Source organism: Citrobacter sp. Cy070 (assembly GCF_030332245.1).
GTDB classification, from domain to species: domain Bacteria; phylum Pseudomonadota; class Gammaproteobacteria; order Enterobacterales; family Enterobacteriaceae; genus Citrobacter; species Citrobacter youngae.
Genome location: NZ_JAOWIG010000065.1, coordinates 128,302 through 144,413, shown reverse-complemented (window position 1 = coordinate 144,413; position 16,112 = coordinate 128,302). Strand labels below are relative to the sequence as shown.

Annotated in this window: 17 protein-coding genes; 8 read left to right on the top strand and 9 right to left on the bottom strand. The window is 54.5% G+C overall.

All coding sequences use genetic code 11. From position 1 onward, the window contains the following. Window positions 1–8 precede the first annotated feature (8 nt). Genes OGY19_RS11295 through dolP form a run of 4 tightly spaced genes read left to right on the top strand, consistent with a single transcriptional unit; the run spans window position 9 to window position 3,623 of the window. On the top strand, window positions 9–2,060 hold the full coding sequence (locus OGY19_RS11295; RefSeq protein ID WP_115601411.1) for a penicillin-binding protein activator: 2,052 nt from the start codon (window positions 9–11) through the stop codon (window positions 2,058–2,060). Continuing rightward, entirely contained in the window at window positions 2,018–2,413 is a 396-nt protein-coding gene (locus OGY19_RS11290) for a YraN family protein (RefSeq protein WP_115601410.1), read from the top strand. The genes OGY19_RS11295 and OGY19_RS11290 overlap by 43 nt, the downstream gene beginning before the upstream one ends. Window positions 2,414–2,447: 34 nt before the next feature. Beyond that, window positions 2,448–3,038: a DnaA initiator-associating protein DiaA gene (gene diaA, locus OGY19_RS11285; protein ID WP_048213380.1), complete on the top strand. Its 591-nt coding sequence runs from the start codon at window positions 2,448–2,450 to the stop codon at window positions 3,036–3,038. Between the two features lie 9 nt (window positions 3,039–3,047). Beyond that, entirely contained in the window at window positions 3,048–3,623 is a 576-nt protein-coding gene (gene dolP / locus OGY19_RS11280; RefSeq protein ID WP_048213381.1) for a division/outer membrane stress-associated lipid-binding lipoprotein, read from the top strand. Window positions 3,624–3,716: 93 nt separating this feature from the next. On the opposite strand, the gene OGY19_RS11275 is transcribed toward dolP, so the two are convergent. Together OGY19_RS11275 and OGY19_RS11270 are read right to left on the bottom strand one after the other, a co-directional pair. After that, window positions 3,717–4,352: an NAD(P)H-binding protein gene (locus OGY19_RS11275; RefSeq protein WP_115601409.1), complete on the bottom strand. Its 636-nt coding sequence runs from the start codon at window positions 4,350–4,352 to the stop codon at window positions 3,717–3,719. Between the two features lie 37 nt (window positions 4,353–4,389). After that, window positions 4,390–4,818 (bottom strand): YhbP family protein, encoded by a 429-nt coding sequence (locus tag OGY19_RS11270; RefSeq protein WP_115601408.1) that lies wholly within the window; start codon window positions 4,816–4,818, stop codon window positions 4,390–4,392. Between the two features lie 52 nt (window positions 4,819–4,870). Here OGY19_RS11270 and OGY19_RS11265 point away from each other — a divergent pair, with 52 nt between their 5' ends. Continuing rightward, window positions 4,871–5,161, top strand: a complete 291-nt coding sequence (locus tag OGY19_RS11265; protein WP_115602378.1) for a GIY-YIG nuclease family protein — start codon at window positions 4,871–4,873, stop codon at window positions 5,159–5,161. On the opposite strand, the gene OGY19_RS11260 is transcribed toward OGY19_RS11265, so the two are convergent. Together OGY19_RS11260 and ubiT are read right to left on the bottom strand one after the other, a co-directional pair. After that, complete coding sequence (locus OGY19_RS11260) at window positions 5,158–5,661, bottom strand: GNAT family N-acetyltransferase (RefSeq protein WP_048213385.1); 504 nt, start codon at window positions 5,659–5,661, stop codon at window positions 5,158–5,160. The genes OGY19_RS11265 and OGY19_RS11260 overlap by 4 nt on opposite strands. Then, window positions 5,655–6,179: a ubiquinone anaerobic biosynthesis accessory factor UbiT gene (ubiT, locus tag OGY19_RS11255; RefSeq protein WP_003024968.1), complete on the bottom strand. Its 525-nt coding sequence runs from the start codon at window positions 6,177–6,179 to the stop codon at window positions 5,655–5,657. Before ubiT ends, OGY19_RS11260 begins: the two co-directional genes overlap by 7 nt. 220 nt (window positions 6,180–6,399) lie before the next feature. Between ubiT and ubiU the strand changes: the two genes are divergently transcribed. The 3 genes from ubiU (at window position 6,400) to OGY19_RS11240 (ending at window position 9,368) form a co-directional block, all read left to right on the top strand. After that, window positions 6,400–7,395, top strand: a complete 996-nt coding sequence (gene ubiU, locus OGY19_RS11250) for a ubiquinone anaerobic biosynthesis protein UbiU (RefSeq protein WP_115601405.1) — start codon at window positions 6,400–6,402, stop codon at window positions 7,393–7,395. 8 nt (window positions 7,396–7,403) lie between these two features. Further along, a complete protein-coding gene (locus OGY19_RS11245) occupies window positions 7,404–8,282 on the top strand; it encodes a U32 family peptidase (RefSeq protein WP_105242198.1) in 879 nt (292 codons plus the stop codon). Window positions 8,283–8,360: 78 nt separating this feature from the next. Beyond that, window positions 8,361–9,368, top strand: a complete 1,008-nt coding sequence (locus tag OGY19_RS11240) for a luciferase-like monooxygenase (protein ID WP_115601404.1) — start codon at window positions 8,361–8,363, stop codon at window positions 9,366–9,368. 90 nt (window positions 9,369–9,458) lie between these two features. Here the strand turns inward: OGY19_RS11240 and mtr are convergent, their stop codons facing one another. The 5 genes from mtr to pnp form a co-directional block, all read right to left on the bottom strand. Continuing rightward, the gene (gene mtr, locus OGY19_RS11235; RefSeq protein ID WP_115601403.1) at window positions 9,459–10,703 is read right to left on the bottom strand and encodes a tryptophan permease; all 1,245 of its coding nucleotides are present in this window, start codon (window positions 10,701–10,703) and stop codon (window positions 9,459–9,461) included. 145 nt (window positions 10,704–10,848) lie between these two features. Next, a complete protein-coding gene (deaD, locus tag OGY19_RS11230) occupies window positions 10,849–12,771 on the bottom strand; it encodes an ATP-dependent RNA helicase DeaD (protein WP_061068683.1) in 1,923 nt (640 codons plus the stop codon). Beyond that, window positions 12,764–12,844, bottom strand: coding sequence for a protein YrbN (gene yrbN, locus OGY19_RS11225; protein ID WP_010723222.1), 81 nt, complete (start codon window positions 12,842–12,844; stop codon window positions 12,764–12,766). Before yrbN ends, deaD begins: the two co-directional genes overlap by 8 nt. A gap of 106 nt (window positions 12,845–12,950) precedes the next feature. Then, window positions 12,951–13,835, bottom strand: coding sequence for a lipoprotein NlpI (gene nlpI, locus OGY19_RS11220; RefSeq protein ID WP_040234121.1), 885 nt, complete (start codon window positions 13,833–13,835; stop codon window positions 12,951–12,953). Between the two features lie 109 nt (window positions 13,836–13,944). Then, the gene (gene pnp / locus OGY19_RS11215; protein WP_047408353.1) at window positions 13,945–16,077 is read right to left on the bottom strand and encodes a polyribonucleotide nucleotidyltransferase; all 2,133 of its coding nucleotides are present in this window, start codon (window positions 16,075–16,077) and stop codon (window positions 13,945–13,947) included. Window positions 16,078–16,112: the final 35 nt, after the last annotated feature.

Below are 16,112 nucleotides of genomic sequence, written 5' to 3'. Positions count from 1 at the left end.
GATACAGTATGGTACCCTCAACATTTTCTCGTTTGAAAGCCGCGCGCGCGCTACCAGTCATTCTGGCTGCACTGATTTTCGCAGGCTGTGGCACCCAGGCGCCAGACCAGAGTGCAGCCCATATGCAGGGCACTGCGCAGGCTGATTCCGGCTTTTATCTGCAACAAATGCAGCAAAGCTCAGATGATAGCAAGACCAACTGGCAATTACTCGCCATTCGTGCACTGCTGAAAGAAGGCAAGAGCCAGCAGGCTACCGAGCTATTCAACCAGCTACCGCAGAAACTCAGCGATACTCAGCGTCGTGAGCAGTCGTTGCTCGCCGTCGAGATCAAGCTCGCGCAGAAAGATATCGCTGGCGCTCAGGCCCTGCTGGATAAACTCACTCCTGCCGATTTCGATCAAAACCAGCAGGCCAGATACTGGCAGGCGCAAATCGACGTCAACCAGGGGCGCCCATCACTGATGCTACTGCGCGCCCTGATCGCCCAGGAACCGCTGCTGGCCGCGAATGCTAAGCAGAAAAACATCGATGCCACCTGGCAGGCGCTGTCATCCATGACCCAGGAACAAGCGCAGGCGCTGGTCATCAATGCGGATGAAAACGTGCTGCAAGGCTGGCTGGATCTCCAGCGCGTCTGGTTCGATAACCGTAACGATCCGGACATGATGAAAGCAGGTATTGCTGACTGGCAGAAACGTTATCCGCAAAACCCGGGCGCAAAAATGCTGCCAACGCAATTGGTTAACGTGCAGAGCTTTAAGCCCGCCTCCACCAGCAAAATTGCGCTGCTGCTGCCGCTGAACGGTCAGGCCGCTGTATTTGGCCGGACTATTCAGCAAGGCTTTGAAGCGGCGAAAAATATGGGTACTCAACCCGTATCGGCCCCTGCTGTAGCTGCGCCTGCTGTGGATACAACAGCTGCGACGGCCACAGAACAGCCGCAAACGACTGACGGTGTTGCCAGCCCTTCTCAGGCGTCAGTCAGCGATCTGACCAACGAGACGCCAGCTCAGCCAGAAACACCTGCTGCGCAGCCCGCAGCACCCGCTCAGCCAACAACCGCCAGCGCACCGGCGAATCCATCAGCAGAGCTGAAAATCTACGACACTTCATCACAGCCTTTGAACCAAATCCTGACTCAGGTTCAGCAGGATGGCGCCAGCATTGTGGTTGGCCCACTGCTGAAGAACAATGTTGAAGAGCTGATGAAAAGCAATACGCCATTAAACGTGCTGGCGCTTAATCAGCCGGAGTCGGTGAAAAACCTGCCGAACGTCTGCTACTTCGCTTTGTCGCCAGAAGATGAAGCGCGCGATGCCGCACGCCACATCCGTGAACAAGGAAAACAAGCACCACTGCTGTTGATCCCGCGGAGTTCGTTAGGTGATCGCGTTGCCAATGCCTTTGCTCAGGAATGGCAAAAACTGGGCGGCGGCGTAGTGTTGCAGCAGAAGTTTGGCTCCACCGCCGAGCTGAAAATGGGCGTCAACGGCGGTTCGGGAATTTCCCTGACTGGCAGCCCGGTGGCCTCCTCTGTACCTGCGCAACCTGGCGTGACGATTGGCGGTCTGACGATACCGGCTGCGCCTACCGATGCGCAGATCACCGGCGGCAGCGGTCGTGTTGATGCCGTGTATATTCTGGCGACGCCGGAAGAAATTGCCTTTATTAAGCCGATGATCGCTATGCGCAACGGCAGCCAGAGCGGTGCGACGCTGTACGCCAGCTCCCGCAGTGCGCAGGGTACCGCTGGTCCTGATTTCCGTCTGGAGATGGAAGGCCTGCAGTACAGCGAAATACCGATGCTGGCAGGCGGCAACGAGCCGCTCATGCAGCAAGCGCTGAGTGTAGTACGCAATGACTACTCACTGGCGCGCATGTATGCAATGGGCGTCGATGCCTGGTCGCTCGCTAATCATTTCTCGCAAATGCGTCAGGTGCAGGGCTTCGAAATTAACGGCAACACCGGCGCATTGACCGCAACGCAGGATTGCGTAATTAACAGGAAGTTATCATGGCTCAAATACCAGCAAGGACAGGTCGTCCCCGCCAGTTAACGAGCAAACAGACCGGTGATACGTGGGAAACGACTGCGCGTCACTGGCTGGAAAGCAAAGGACTGCGTTTTATCGCCGCCAACGTACGTGAGCGTGGCGGCGAAATCGACCTGATAATGTGTGAAGGCAACACCACCGTCTTTGTTGAAGTCCGCTATCGGCGCTCGGCCCAGTTTGGCGGCGCAGCGGCGAGTGTGACCCGGAGCAAACAACACAAATTATTACAGACCGCCCGCTTGTGGCTTGCGCGCCACAATGGGAGTTTTGATACTGTGGATTGCCGGTTCGATGTGTTAGCCTTCACCGGAAATGATGTTGAGTGGTTTAAGGATGCGTTCAACGACCGCTCATAGTTGAAGATTCAGAGCCTGGTTCTTAAGGATTAGCGTGTTAGATAGAATTAAAGTCTGCTTTACTGAAAGCATTCAAACTCAGATAGCTGCGGCTGAAGCACTCCCGGATGCGATCTCCCGTGCAGCCATGACGCTGGTTCAGTCCCTGCTCAATGGCAACAAAATTCTCTGTTGTGGTAATGGGACGTCCGCTGCCAACGCACAGCATTTTGCTGCCAGCATGATCAACCGTTTTGAAACAGAACGCCCAAGTTTACCTGCGATTGCACTAAATACTGATAATGTGGTCTTAACTGCGATTGCCAACGATCGCCTGCACGACGAAGTTTATGCAAAACAAGTCCGTGCGCTGGGACATGCAGGTGATGTTCTATTGGCAATTTCTACGCGTGGTAATAGCCGCGATATCGTAAAAGCCGTTGAAGCAGCCGTTACGCGCGACATGACGATCGTTGCGTTGACCGGTTATGACGGAGGGGAGCTGGCCGGGTTGTTGGGGCCACAGGATGTTGAAATCCGCATCCCGTCACACCACAGCGCCCGCATTCAGGAAATGCATATGCTGACGGTCAATTGCCTTTGCGATCTCATTGATAACACGCTTTTCCCTCACCAGGATGATTAAGGAGTACACATGAAGGCATTTTCGCCGCTCGCCGTCGTTCTCTCAGCATTGCTGTTGCAAGGCTGTGTAGCTGCCGCCGTTGTCGGAACAGCAGCTGTCGGGACGAAAGCAGCAACGGATCCTCGCAGTGTCGGCACCCAGGTAGATGATGGGACCCTGGAATTACGCGTCAATACGGCGTTGTCGAAAGATGCCCAGATCAAGAAAGAAGCGCGAATCAACGTGAGCGCATATCAGGGTAAAGTGCTGCTGGTCGGTCAGTCGCCAAATAGCGAACTGTCTGCGCGGGCAAAACAGATTGCGATGGGCGTAGAAGGTACGACTGAGGTCTTTAATGAGATCCGTCAGGGCCAGCCAATCGGTCTGGGCGATGCGTCCAACGATACCTGGATAACCACCAAAGTACGTTCCCAGTTACTGACCAGCGATCAGGTGAAATCCTCTAACGTGAAAGTCACCACCGAGAATGGAGAAGTGTTCCTGTTAGGTCTGGTGACCGAACGCGAAGCGAAGGCGGCGGCAGACATCGCCAGCCGGGTAAGCGGCGTGAAACGCGTCACTACGGCCTTTACGTTTATTAAATAATACTGATGCCGGATAGCGACGCATGGGCGTCTTATCCGGCCTACAGGACGTAATCGTTTGTAGGCCGGATAAGCGTCAGCGCCATCCGGCATTTTATTTAGCCCTTTCGCGTAACTCGGAAGAGGTCAGTATCGTAACGCCCTCCGGTCCAGGCGCCAGCGCCTCCGCCAGCATAGCCCGCGCAACATCGCGCGCTTCAATCGACTTCCAGTTACCCGGCAGCAACCGAAATAATGGCGCTAAAAACATTTCATTCGCCCGCTGTTTATCCCGATCACCCAGTAGCATAGAAGGCCGGGCAATGGTCAGCCGGGGCCATTTCTGCGCGATCAGCGCCTGCTCCATTTCCCCTTTCACCCAATTATAAAAAAACGGCGAATGTGCATTGGCTCCCATCGAACTCACCACCAGCATATGCTGTGCCCCCAGCCGACGCCCCGTCAGAGCTGTATCCACTACCAGCGTATAATCCGCGTGGATAAACGCCTCTTTACTACCCGCTTCACGTCGGGTCGTACCCAGACAACAAAAGACAATATCGACCGGATCGGTAACCTGCGCCAGAGCATCGGTTAGCTGCGGATCGTGGGGATTATAGATGCCAACCGTATCAGCCAGCGGTCGACGCGTCGGCGCCGTAATGGCATTGATCCGGGGTTCATTCAGTAGCATCCGCAATAAATGTCCACCCACCAGACCCGTTGCACCGGTTATTAACACCTGGCTCATCGTTTATTTTCCCCTGACGCTTCAATCACTCTTTTAACTATAGATCACGTAGCCAGTGCATCTTTTTACCGAAGCCCAGCGTGTTGTCAGTGAATTTGACTTCATCCAGTCGAATCTCCCACACGGGCGCTGGCAACATTCTGGCGATGGGGAAACGGCGGTTGTAGGCGTTACGCGCGGTTTCACTCTCCTGCCCTTCAAGACGGCGAATTTCCCCCTTAAACTGCACGCCACGAATCAGGGCGACCGTTTTGGGCTGACCATTTACCGTGCCGGCAATCGGTGCACACGATCCCGACATCTGCGCATGGCGCGTTTTATCTTCGGTCAGCACATAGAATGCCATCTTCTGCGCATCAAACAGGTAAAACGCATTGGCGCACCACAATTCACCTTCATGGTGTACGCACCAGGTCACGACGTGCTGTTTTGCCAGCCAGCGAGACACCGCAGTCAGTGTTTCCATTTCTGTTCTCTTTTATACTGTAGGCCTGAAAATTATCACGTCGATGGTGACAATGACACCCTGGTATCTGTACCTGATCCGTACCGCTGACAACGCCTTATACACCGGAATAACCACCGATGTGCAGCGCCGCTATAAGCAGCATCAAAGTGGGAAAGGCGCGAAGGCGCTACGTGGAAAGGGGGAACTCACGTTGGCATTTGCGGCGCAGGTTGGCGACCGTTCGCTGGCCCTGCGCATAGAGTATCGGGTCAAGCAGCTTACAAAACGCCAGAAAGAGCGTCTTGTGGAAGGCGAAGGGTTTGAGACTCTACTGAGGAGCCTGCAAACCCCCGACACTTAAAAGCGGTTGAAATGGTCGTGATATTCCACCAGGCCAGAGACGCCCTCCAGCGCATCTTCTGCCAGGCGATGCACCTGGAAGGCACTTTCTGTACCCGGCCAGCGGCAACGCAGGTCGTGATGGGCCGCCAGTTCGAAGCCAAAGCGGCTGTACAGTGCCGGATCGCCCAGCGTAACCACCGCGGCGTAGCCAAACTCGTTCAGGGAATCGAGTCCTTCATAGACCAGTTGACGCGCCAGGCCCTGTCCCCGGTAGTTTTCATCCACCGCGAGCGGCGCCATGCCGACCCATTGCAGATCTTCACCCTGCACATCGACAGGGCTGAACGCGACGTAACCCACTACCTGACCTTCATCATCGGTAGCAACCAAACCCAGCGTTAAGAAACCATCTTCACGCAGGTCGTGGACTAATTTTGCTTCCGCATCGCTCTCAAATGAACGGCGCAGCAATGCATCAATACCAGGGGCATCAATGGGAATCTCAACTCGAATCAGCATGGCTCACCTACCGAGGTCTGTTTGGTTTCTGGCGACGTTTTCATACCCGCCTCAACAAAATCCGCCAACTGCATCAGCATGACGCGCAACGCTTTAGGCATCTGCTCCAGTTCGATGGCATCCATCAGATTTTTTACGTATAGCCCTAATTCTGTATCACCTTCAATCACCAGGCGACGCTGGAAGAAAAGCGTATCCGGATCCTGCTTGCGGGCCACGATCATCAGGAGATCGCTGGCATCTGCGCTAAAACTCACATCCGCATCTGCATTCTGGCTGACGATAAGTTTATCGTTCTCAACAGAGGTATACCATTTGAGGTCAATGTCACGCACATGAATGCTCAGCCAGCGACCTTCGAGAAACTCCAGCTCCCCATCGGCCAGCGCCTGACTAAACTGCCAGCTCAGAACCTGTTCCAGAACCTGGCGCTTCAGCGCAAAGGGCGTCAGTTTAACCGGTACACTCATCAGAGAAGGACCTAAATGTACTAAGCGTGAACGCAGTTTATCCAACACGAGCTTTACTCCCTGTTTCAATAGTCCTGCTATTTTGCCATATCAAATAAACGACATAGCGGCATAAATCAACAATTCGCTACGAAATTGTTACCTCTTTATTGGTGTCACCAATACGACTTTAACTGCCTCAAATCAAAAATTGTCTCAGCAAGGTTAACTAAAATCCCTCTTCGTTAACATTTCTGCGCCCTACATGGCGCAACGTTCAGGATAAATTATGGAGCTGCTCTGCCCTGCCGGAAACCTCCCGGCGCTTAAGGCGGCCATCGAGAACGGCGCTGATGCTGTCTACATCGGGCTGAAAGATGATACCAACGCCCGTCATTTCGCCGGCCTTAATTTTACCGAGAAAAAATTGCAGGAAGCGGTGAGTTTCGTTCATCAGCACCGCCGTAAGCTGCACATTGCGATTAACACCTTTGCCCATCCGGATGGGTATGTACGCTGGCAGCGTGCCGTTGATATGGCAGCGCAACTGGGTGCGGATGCGCTGATCCTCGCCGACCTCGCCATGCTTGAGTATGCCGCAGAGCGCTACCCGCATATTGAGCGCCATGTCTCTGTTCAGGCATCTGCAACCAATGAAGAGGCGATTAATTTCTACCATCGTAACTTTGACGTCGCCCGCGTGGTGCTGCCACGCGTGCTGTCGATTCATCAGGTGAAGCAATTAGCCCGCGTAACCCCAGTTCCGTTAGAAGTGTTTGCCTTCGGCAGTCTGTGCATTATGGCAGAAGGTCGTTGCTACTTATCTTCTTATCTGACAGGCGAATCGCCAAACACCGTGGGTGCCTGCTCCCCTGCTCGCTTTGTGCGCTGGCAACAGACCCCACAAGGGCTGGAATCCCGTCTAAACGAAGTTCTGATCGATCGCTATCAGGATGGAGAAAACGCCGGTTATCCGACGCTGTGTAAAGGTCGCTATCTGGTTGATGGCGAACGCTATCATGCACTGGAAGAGCCCACCAGTCTGAACACGCTGGAACTGCTGCCCGACTTACTGGCCGCCAATATTGCTTCGGTCAAAATCGAGGGACGTCAGCGCAGCCCGGCTTATGTCAGCCAGGTGGCGAAAGTGTGGCGTCAGGCGATCGACCGCTGTATGGCCGACCCGCAACACTACGCCCCGCAGGACGCGTGGATGGAAACGCTCGGTTCAATGTCCGAAGGCACGCAGACCACGCTTGGCGCGTATCACCGTAAATGGCAGTGAGAGAAGCAATGAAATATTCCTTAGGGCCGGTGCTGTGGTACTGGCCGAAAGAAACGCTGGAAGATTTTTATCAGCAGGCCGCCGTAAGCCAGGCCGACGTTATCTATCTTGGCGAAGCGGTATGCAGTAAACGTCGCGCCACCAAAGTGGGCGACTGGCTGGATATGGCGAAATCACTCGCGGGCAGCGGTAAACAGGTGGTGCTGTCGACGCTGGCGCTGGTGCAAGCCTCTTCTGAACTGGGAGAGCTGAAGCGCTATGTTGAAAATGGCGACTTCCTGCTGGAAGCCAGCGATCTCGGCGTGGTAAACATGTGCGCCGAGCGCAAGCTGCCGTTTGTCGCAGGACATGCGCTCAACTGCTACAACGCGGTAACCCTGCGTTTGCTGCTCAAGCAGGGCATGACGCGCTGGTGTATGCCGGTTGAGCTGTCCCGTGACTGGCTGGTAAACCTGCTCAACCAGTGTGATGAGCTGGGTATTCGCAATCAGTTTGAAGTCGAGGTGCTGAGCTACGGGCATCTGCCGCTGGCGTACTCCGCCCGCTGCTTTACCGCACGCTCTGAAGATCGTCCCAAAGACGAATGTGAAACCTGCTGCATCAAATACCCGAACGGACGCGATGTGCTGTCGCAGGAGAATCAGCAGGTCTTTGTGCTCAACGGGATCCAGACCATGAGCGGCTATGTTTACAACCTCGGCAACGAGCTGACATCGATGCAGGGTCTGGTTGATATTGTGCGCCTGTCCCCCTCGGGCACTGAAACATTCGCCATGCTTGATGCGTTCCGCGCCAATGAAAATGGCACGGCCCCATTACCCCTTGCCGCCCACAGTGACTGCAACGGCTACTGGAAGCGACTGGCTGGTCTGGAGCTGCAGGCGTAAAAAAGCTCACTTTGTTAACAACGGTAATCAAATTTTAATGCAGTATTAAAAGATTAACCGGTAACAAAGTGAGCCGTTATGACTGACAAAACTATTCCGTTCTCGGTGCTGGATCTGGCGCCGATCCCTGAAGGTTCTTCGGCAAAAGAGGCCTTCACGCACTCGCTTGATCTCGCCCGACAGGCCGAAAAGCGCGGCTACCACCGCTACTGGCTGGCAGAACATCACAACATGACCGGCATCGCCAGCGCCGCAACTTCAGTGCTGATTGGCTATCTGGCTGCCAATACCACCACACTGCATCTCGGTTCCGGTGGCGTTATGCTGCCTAATCATTCGCCGCTGGTGATCGCCGAGCAGTTCGGTACCCTGAATACGCTGTATCCGGGACGCATCGATCTTGGGCTTGGCCGCGCGCCGGGGAGCGATCAGCCAACGATGCGTGCGCTGCGCCGCCACATGAGCGGTGATATCGATAACTTCCCACGCGACGTAGCTGAACTGGTGGACTGGTTCGACGCCCGCGATCCTAACCCTCATGTGCGCCCGGTTCCCGGCTACGGCGAGCAGATCCCGGTCTGGTTATTGGGCTCCAGCCTGTACAGCGCACAGTTGGCAGCCCAGCTCGGCCTGCCGTTTGCCTTCGCGTCGCATTTTGCTCCGGATATGCTGCATCAGGCGCTGCATCTGTATCGCACCCAGTTCAAACCCTCAGCGCGGCTGGCAAAGCCGTATGCGATGGTGTGCATCAACATCATTGCCTCTGACAGCAATCGCGACGCCGAATTTCTTTTCACCTCAATGCAGCAGGCGTTTGTGAAACTGCGTCGTGGCGAAACGAGCCAGCTACCGCCGCCGGTAGAGAATATGCATCAGTTGTGGTCCGCTTCTGAGCAATACGGCGTACAACAGGCGCTGAGCATGTCGCTGGTCGGTGATAAGGCGAAAGTGCGGCACGGTCTCGACGCTATTTTGCGTGAAACCCAGGCCGATGAGATTATGGTTAACGGCCAGATTTTCGATCATCAGGCACGGCTACATTCGTTTGATTTGGCGATGCAGGTGAAAGAAGAGTTGCTGGGGTAGTACGTTGTTTTGCCCGGTGGCGCTTCGCTTACCGGGCCTACAGGATCAAGTAGGCCGGATAAGGCACAGCCGCCATCCGGCACAACAACGTTACTGATAAACCGGTAACAGATTAAAGCTCGACAGAATATGGATAATCGCGTTGCCGATACCAAATACCAGGATCAGCGCAATCATCGGCTTGCCGCCCCAGACGCGGAATTTCGGGCTACCGAAACGCTCGCGGGATTTACGCGCCAGCAGCGCCGGAACAATGGCAGCCCAGATAGTTGCCGCGAGTCCTGCATAGCCAATGGCGTACAGGAAACCGTTCGGCCACAGCAGGCCACCGATAATTGGCGGGACAAACGTCAGCAATGCCGTTTTAAAACGCCCCATCGCCGAGTCATCAAAGCCAAACAGATCCGCCAGATAGTCAAACAGACCGAGCGTGACGCCGAGGAATGAACTCGCCACCGCAAAGTTAGAGAACACCACTAACAGTAGATCCAGGCTGCGGCTGTTCAGCACGCCGCTCAGCGCCTGTACCAGCACATCAATGTTACCACCCTGCTGCGCAATACCGATAAACTCCGGACGTGGAATATTCCCCATCGTTCCCAGTAACCATACGGTATACAGTACCAGCGCCAGCAACGTGCCATACACCAGACACTTCACAATGGTTTTCGGATCTTTACCGTAGTACTTCATCAGGCTCGGGACGTTACCGTGGTAGCCGAACGACGCCAGACAAAACGGCAGCGTCATCAACAGGTACGGCGTATATGAAGCGTTGCTTTGTGCCACGTTAAACAGCGTAGTGGGCGTAACATGCCCCAGCAGACTGCCAAAGGTCAGGAAAAAGGTAATCACCTTTGCGCCCAGCACAATTGCCGTCATGCGGCTAACCGCTTTGGTGCTTAACCACACCACAAATGCCACCAGCAGCGCAAAGCCAAGACCCGCCGCGCGCGCCGGAACATTCAGCGACATCTCGGAGAAGGTGTGATGCAGAATCGACCCGCTCGCTGAGATATACGCGTAGGTCAGAATATAGAGAACGAAAGCAATCGAGATGCCGTTCACCACGTTCCAGCCTTTGCCCAGCAGATCTTTCGTGATGGTGTCAAAGCTGGAACCAATGCGGTAATTGAGGTTCGCTTCGAGGATCATCAGTCCGGAATGCAGCATACAGAACCAGGTGAAGATCAGCGCCGCCATTGACCAGAAAAACCACGCCCCGGACATGACCACTGGCAGAGAAAACATCCCCGCGCCAATAATGGTGCCGCCGATGATCACCACGCCGCCGAGCAGCGAAGGTGACGTTTGGGTGGTGGTTAGTGTTGCCATTTAGCCATCTCTCCAGTCATTTATATTGTGACTACATCTCAATGTGCTGCACTGTACCAGTACACGAGTACAAATGAAATAAAAAAAGCCCCGATTGTTGAGATCGGGGCTGTATATATTACTTTACGCTTTTATACCGTAAGGCTTATGCGTCACCGCCGAAACGACGACGACCAGCGGAGTCATCACGACGCGGAGCAGAAGAATCGTCACGACGCGGACCACGGTTGCCTTCACGACGTTCGCCGCTGAAACGACGACCATCGCCACGACCGCCTTCACGGCGCTCACCGCTGAAATTACGACCTTCGCCACGACCGCCTTCACGACGCTCGCCGCTGAAACGGCCACCGCCACGACGCTCACCACCGGTGTGCGGAACGGCATCGCCAACCAGCTGCATATTCATCGGCTTGTTCAGGATGCGAGTACGGGTAAAGTGCTGCAGCACGTCGCCCGGCATACCTTTCGGCAGCTCGATGGTGGAGTGGGAAGCAAACAGCTTGATGTTACCGATGTAACGGCTGCTGATATCGCCTTCGTTAGCAATCGCGCCAACGATATGACGAACTTCAACACCGTCATCACGGCCCACTTCAATGCGGTACAGCTGCATATCGCCAACGTCACGACGTTCACGACGCGGACGATCTTCACCACCACGGTCATTACGCGGGCCACGATCGTTGCGGTCACGCGGACCACGATCGTCACGGTCGCGGAATTCGCGTTTCGGACGCATCGGCGCATCTGGCGGCAGGATCAGCGGACGTTCGCCCTGAGCCATTTTCAGCAGTGCGGCTGCCAGCGTTTCGATATCCAGCTCTTCTTCCGGCTGCATTTTCGCCAGCAGAGCACGGTACTGATCCAGATCGCTGCTTTCCAGCTGCTGCTGTACTTTAGCGGCGAATTTTTCCAGACGGCGTTTGCCCAGCAGTTCTGCGTTCGGCAGTTCTACTTCCGGAATCGTCAGCTTCATGGTGCGTTCGATGTTACGCAGCAGACGACGCTCGCGGTTCTCAACGAACAGCAGCGCACGGCCAGCACGACCCGCACGACCAGTACGGCCGATACGGTGAACGTAAGACTCGGAATCCATCGGGATGTCGTAGTTAACAACCAGGCTGATACGCTCAACGTCCAGGCCACGGGCCGCAACGTCGGTTGCAATCAGAATATCCAGGCGGCCATCTTTCAGACGTTCCAGAGTCTGCTCACGCAGGGACTGGTTCATGTCGCCGTTCAGTGCAGCGCTGCTATAACCGCTACGCTCCAGCGCTTCTGCCACTTCCAGGGTCGCATTTTTTGTACGAACGAAGATAATCGCCGCATCAAAATCTTCTGCTTCCAGGAAACGCACCAGCGCTTCATTTTTACGCATGCCCCATACAGTCCAGTAGCTCTGGCTGATGTCAGGACGCGTGGTAACGCTGGACTGAATGCGTACTTCCTGCGGCTCTTTCATAAAGCGGCGGGTAATACGACGAATCGCTTCCGGCATAGTCGCAGAGAACAGAGCGGTCTGATGACCTTCCGGGATCTGCGCCATGATGGTTTCAACGTCTTCGATGAAGCCCATACGCAGCATTTCGTCTGCTTCGTCCAGTACCAGACCGCTCAGTTTAGAGAGGTCCAGAGTCCCGCGCTTCAGGTGATCCAGCAGACGGCCCGGCGTACCGACGACGATCTGTGGTCCCTGACGCAGGGCACGTAATTGCACGTCATAACGCTGGCCGCCGTACAGGGCAACCACGTTCACGCCGCGCATGTGTTTAGAGAAATCCGTCATGGCTTCTGCAACCTGAACCGCCAGTTCGCGGGTCGGTGCCAGCACCAGAATCTGAGGTGCCTTCAGCTCAGGATCAAGATTGTTGAGCAGCGGTAAAGAGAACGCTGCAGTTTTGCCGCTACCTGTCTGGGCCATACCCAGAACATCGCGACCGCCCAGCAGATGCGGAATGCACTCTGCCTGGATTGGAGATGGTTTTTCGTAACCCAGATCGTTAAGGGCTTCAAGGATAGGAGCCTTCAGGCCCAGATCTGCAAAAGTGGTTTCGAATTCAGCCATGTAGTACGTGTGCCTCAAAATTAATGGCGGCCAGTCTACATAACTCATCATGAAATTGATCTGCAATTTTCATTGAAAAGTGTGAACCGGCTCAAAGTAGGTGTATTAACGAACAACAACGCCCTCACCCGTGAAGGTGATGGCAATCAAAAAAGATTACGGGCTGATGTGTACGTCAGCTATTGCTGGTCCGATTCTGCCAGGTCATCTTGGTCCTGGCCCAGGAGCGATAATTCCAACAATGCGTATCGGTGCTCAACAAAGTTATGAACGTTGTTAGCCACCGCCAGTTTGAACAATGCCGTAGCGTTGTCCAAATCCCCCAGACTTAGGTAGTACTTACCTAAATAGAAGTTGGTTTCACTGAGATGCTCAGCGAGCGAGGTGTTATCCGTTGCGTCCGCCTTCAGGCGTTCCATCAGCGTTGCTTCGCTAATGTTGCCCAGGTAGAACTCGACAATGTTCCATCCCCATTGCTCTTTATCCGATTTCTCAAAGCGTTGCTTTAACGCTTCTTTAGCCTGCTTCTCATCGAGCTTCTGCTCGGCGAGATAAAGCCACAGACTACGGAAAGGATCATTGGGATCGTCTTGATAAAACGCTAGCAGATCATCTTGCGCTAACTTGTCGCGACCGCCGTAATACAATGCGATGCCGCGATTTAAGTGCGCGTAGTTGTAAGTTGGATCAAGCTCAAGTACAGAATCAAACGCTTCATAGGCAGCATCAAAATTGCCTGCCTGCGTTAAATATATACCTAAGTAATTGAATACTTCAGGCATATCTGGTCGGATTGCCAGCGCTTGTGAAAAATCATTTCGCGCCAGTGCCCTCAGACCGAGACTATCATACAACACTCCGCGCTCATATAAAAGCTGTGCGCGTTCGTCATCGGTTAAAGCCCGACTGGCAAGAATTTGTTCCATACGTGCCAGAATCACTTCCTGCTGCAAAGTCGGTTGCAATGGTACTGCGAGGACTTCACTCTTACGCCAGGTGGAATTACTGCATCCAGCCAGCGTGAGTGCTGTCGCAACGAAACACCAGCGCAAAAAAGGCTTCATTTCCCACTCCCGAAGACAACGATTGAATGAACGTCCAGGTTCCCCGGTTGCTAACAAGGCATCCTGCCGGGTTAAAGGCCCTCCGCTCTCACGGAGGGCAATGGCAACCTTACTCGCCCTGGCTTGCCGGAGCTTCCGGTTCGCCTGCAGGCTGAGACTGCTCAGTTGCTTCTTTAATGCTCAGACGTACACGGCCCTGGCGATCAACTTCCAGAACTTTGACCGGTACTTCCTGACCCATCTGCAGGTAATCGGTCACTTTCTCAACGCGCTTATCAGCGATCTGAGAGATGTGCACCAGACCTTCTTTACCGCCACCGATGGCAACGAATGCGCCAAAGTCAACGATACGGGTCACTTTACCATTGTAGATACGGCCCACTTCGATCTCTGCGGTGATCTCTTCGATACGACGGATAGCATATTTCGCTTTTTCGCCGTCGGTCGCAGCAATCTTCACGGTACCATCATCTTCGATTTCAATGGTGGTGCCGGTTTCTTCGGTCAGAGCACGGATAACAGAACCGCCTTTACCGATAACGTCTTTGATCTTGTCCGGGCTGATCTTGATGGTGTGGATACGCGGAGCAAATTCAGAGATATCGCCACGCGGTGCGTTGATCGCTTGTTCCATCACACCCAGGATGTGCAGACGCGCACCTTTAGCCTGGTTCAGAGCAACCTGCATGATTTCTTTGGTGATACCTTCAATTTTGATATCCATCTGCAGTGCAGAGATACCGTCGCGGGAACCCGCCACTTTGAAGTCCATATCGCCCAGGTGGTCTTCGTCGCCCAGGATGTCAGACAGAACAACATAGTTGTCGCCTTCTTTCACCAGACCCATCGCGATACCCGCAACGGCGGCTTTGATTGGCACGCCTGCGTCCATCAGCGCCAGGGAAGCGCCACATACGGAAGCCATAGAAGAAGAACCGTTAGATTCGGTGATTTCAGAAACCACACGCACGGTGTACGGGAATTTATCCAGTTCCGGCATCACTGCCAGTACGCCACGTTTCGCCAGACGACCGTGACCAATCTCACGACGCTTCGGAGAACCGACCATACCGGTTTCACCTACGCAGTACGGAGGGAAGTTGTAGTGGAACAGGAAGTTGTCAGTACGCTCGCCCATCAGTTCGTCGAGGTTCTGTGCATCACGAGTGGTGCCCAGGGTCGCAGTAACCAGCGCCTGAGTTTCGCCACGGGTGAACAGTGCGGAACCGTGGGTACGCGGCAGAACGCCAGTACGCACGTCCAGACCACGGATCATGTCTTTTTCACGGCCATCGATGCGCGGCTCGCCTGCCAGTACGCGGCTACGAACAACGTTTTTCTCGATAGCGTGCAGAATTTCACCCAGCTCGTTAGCGTCCAGGGTTTCGTCTTCAGCCACCAGAGTCGCGATGGTTTCAGATTTGATTACGTCAACCTGAGCATAACGCTCTTGTTTGTCGGTGATGCGGTAAGCGTCGCTCAGGCGAGCTTCTGCCAGTGCGGCAACGCGCGCGTTCAGCGCTTCGTTGACGGCTTCTGGCTGCCAGTCCCAACGCGGTTTGCCAGCTTCTTTCGCCAGCTCGTTGATGGCCTGAATAACAACCTGCTGCTGTTCGTGACCGAATACCACAGCGCCCAGCATCTGGTCTTCGCTCAGCAGTTCAGCTTCGGATTCAACCATCAGTACGGCAGCTTCTGTACCGGCAACAACCAGGTCCAGCTTGCTTTCTTTCAGTTCGTCCTGAGTCGGGTTCAGTACGTACTGGTCATTGATGTAACCAACACGTGCAGCACCGATCGGGCCGTTGAATGGGATGCCAGACAGCGTCAGCGCAGCAGATGCACCAATCATGGCCACGATGTCCGGGTTAACCTGCGGGTTAACGGAAACAACGGTGGCGATAACCTGAACTTCGTTAACGAAGCCTTCCGGGAACAGCGGACGAACCGGGCGGTCAATCAGACGCGCAATCAGGGTTTCGCCTTCGCTCGGACGGCCTTCACGACGGAAGAAGCTACCTGGGATACGGCCAGCAGCGTAGGTACGCTCCTGATAGTTAACGGTCAGCGGGAAGAAATCCTGGCCTGGTTTCGCTTTTTTCTGGCCAACAACGGTAACAAATACCGCAGTGTCATCCATGCTAACCATAACAGCGGCAGTCGCCTGACGCGCCATCATGCCGGTTTCCAGCGTAACGGTATGCTGACCGTACTGGAATTTACGAACGATCGGATTAAGCAAAATAATATCCTTTCTCTATTTTTTGACGGCACATT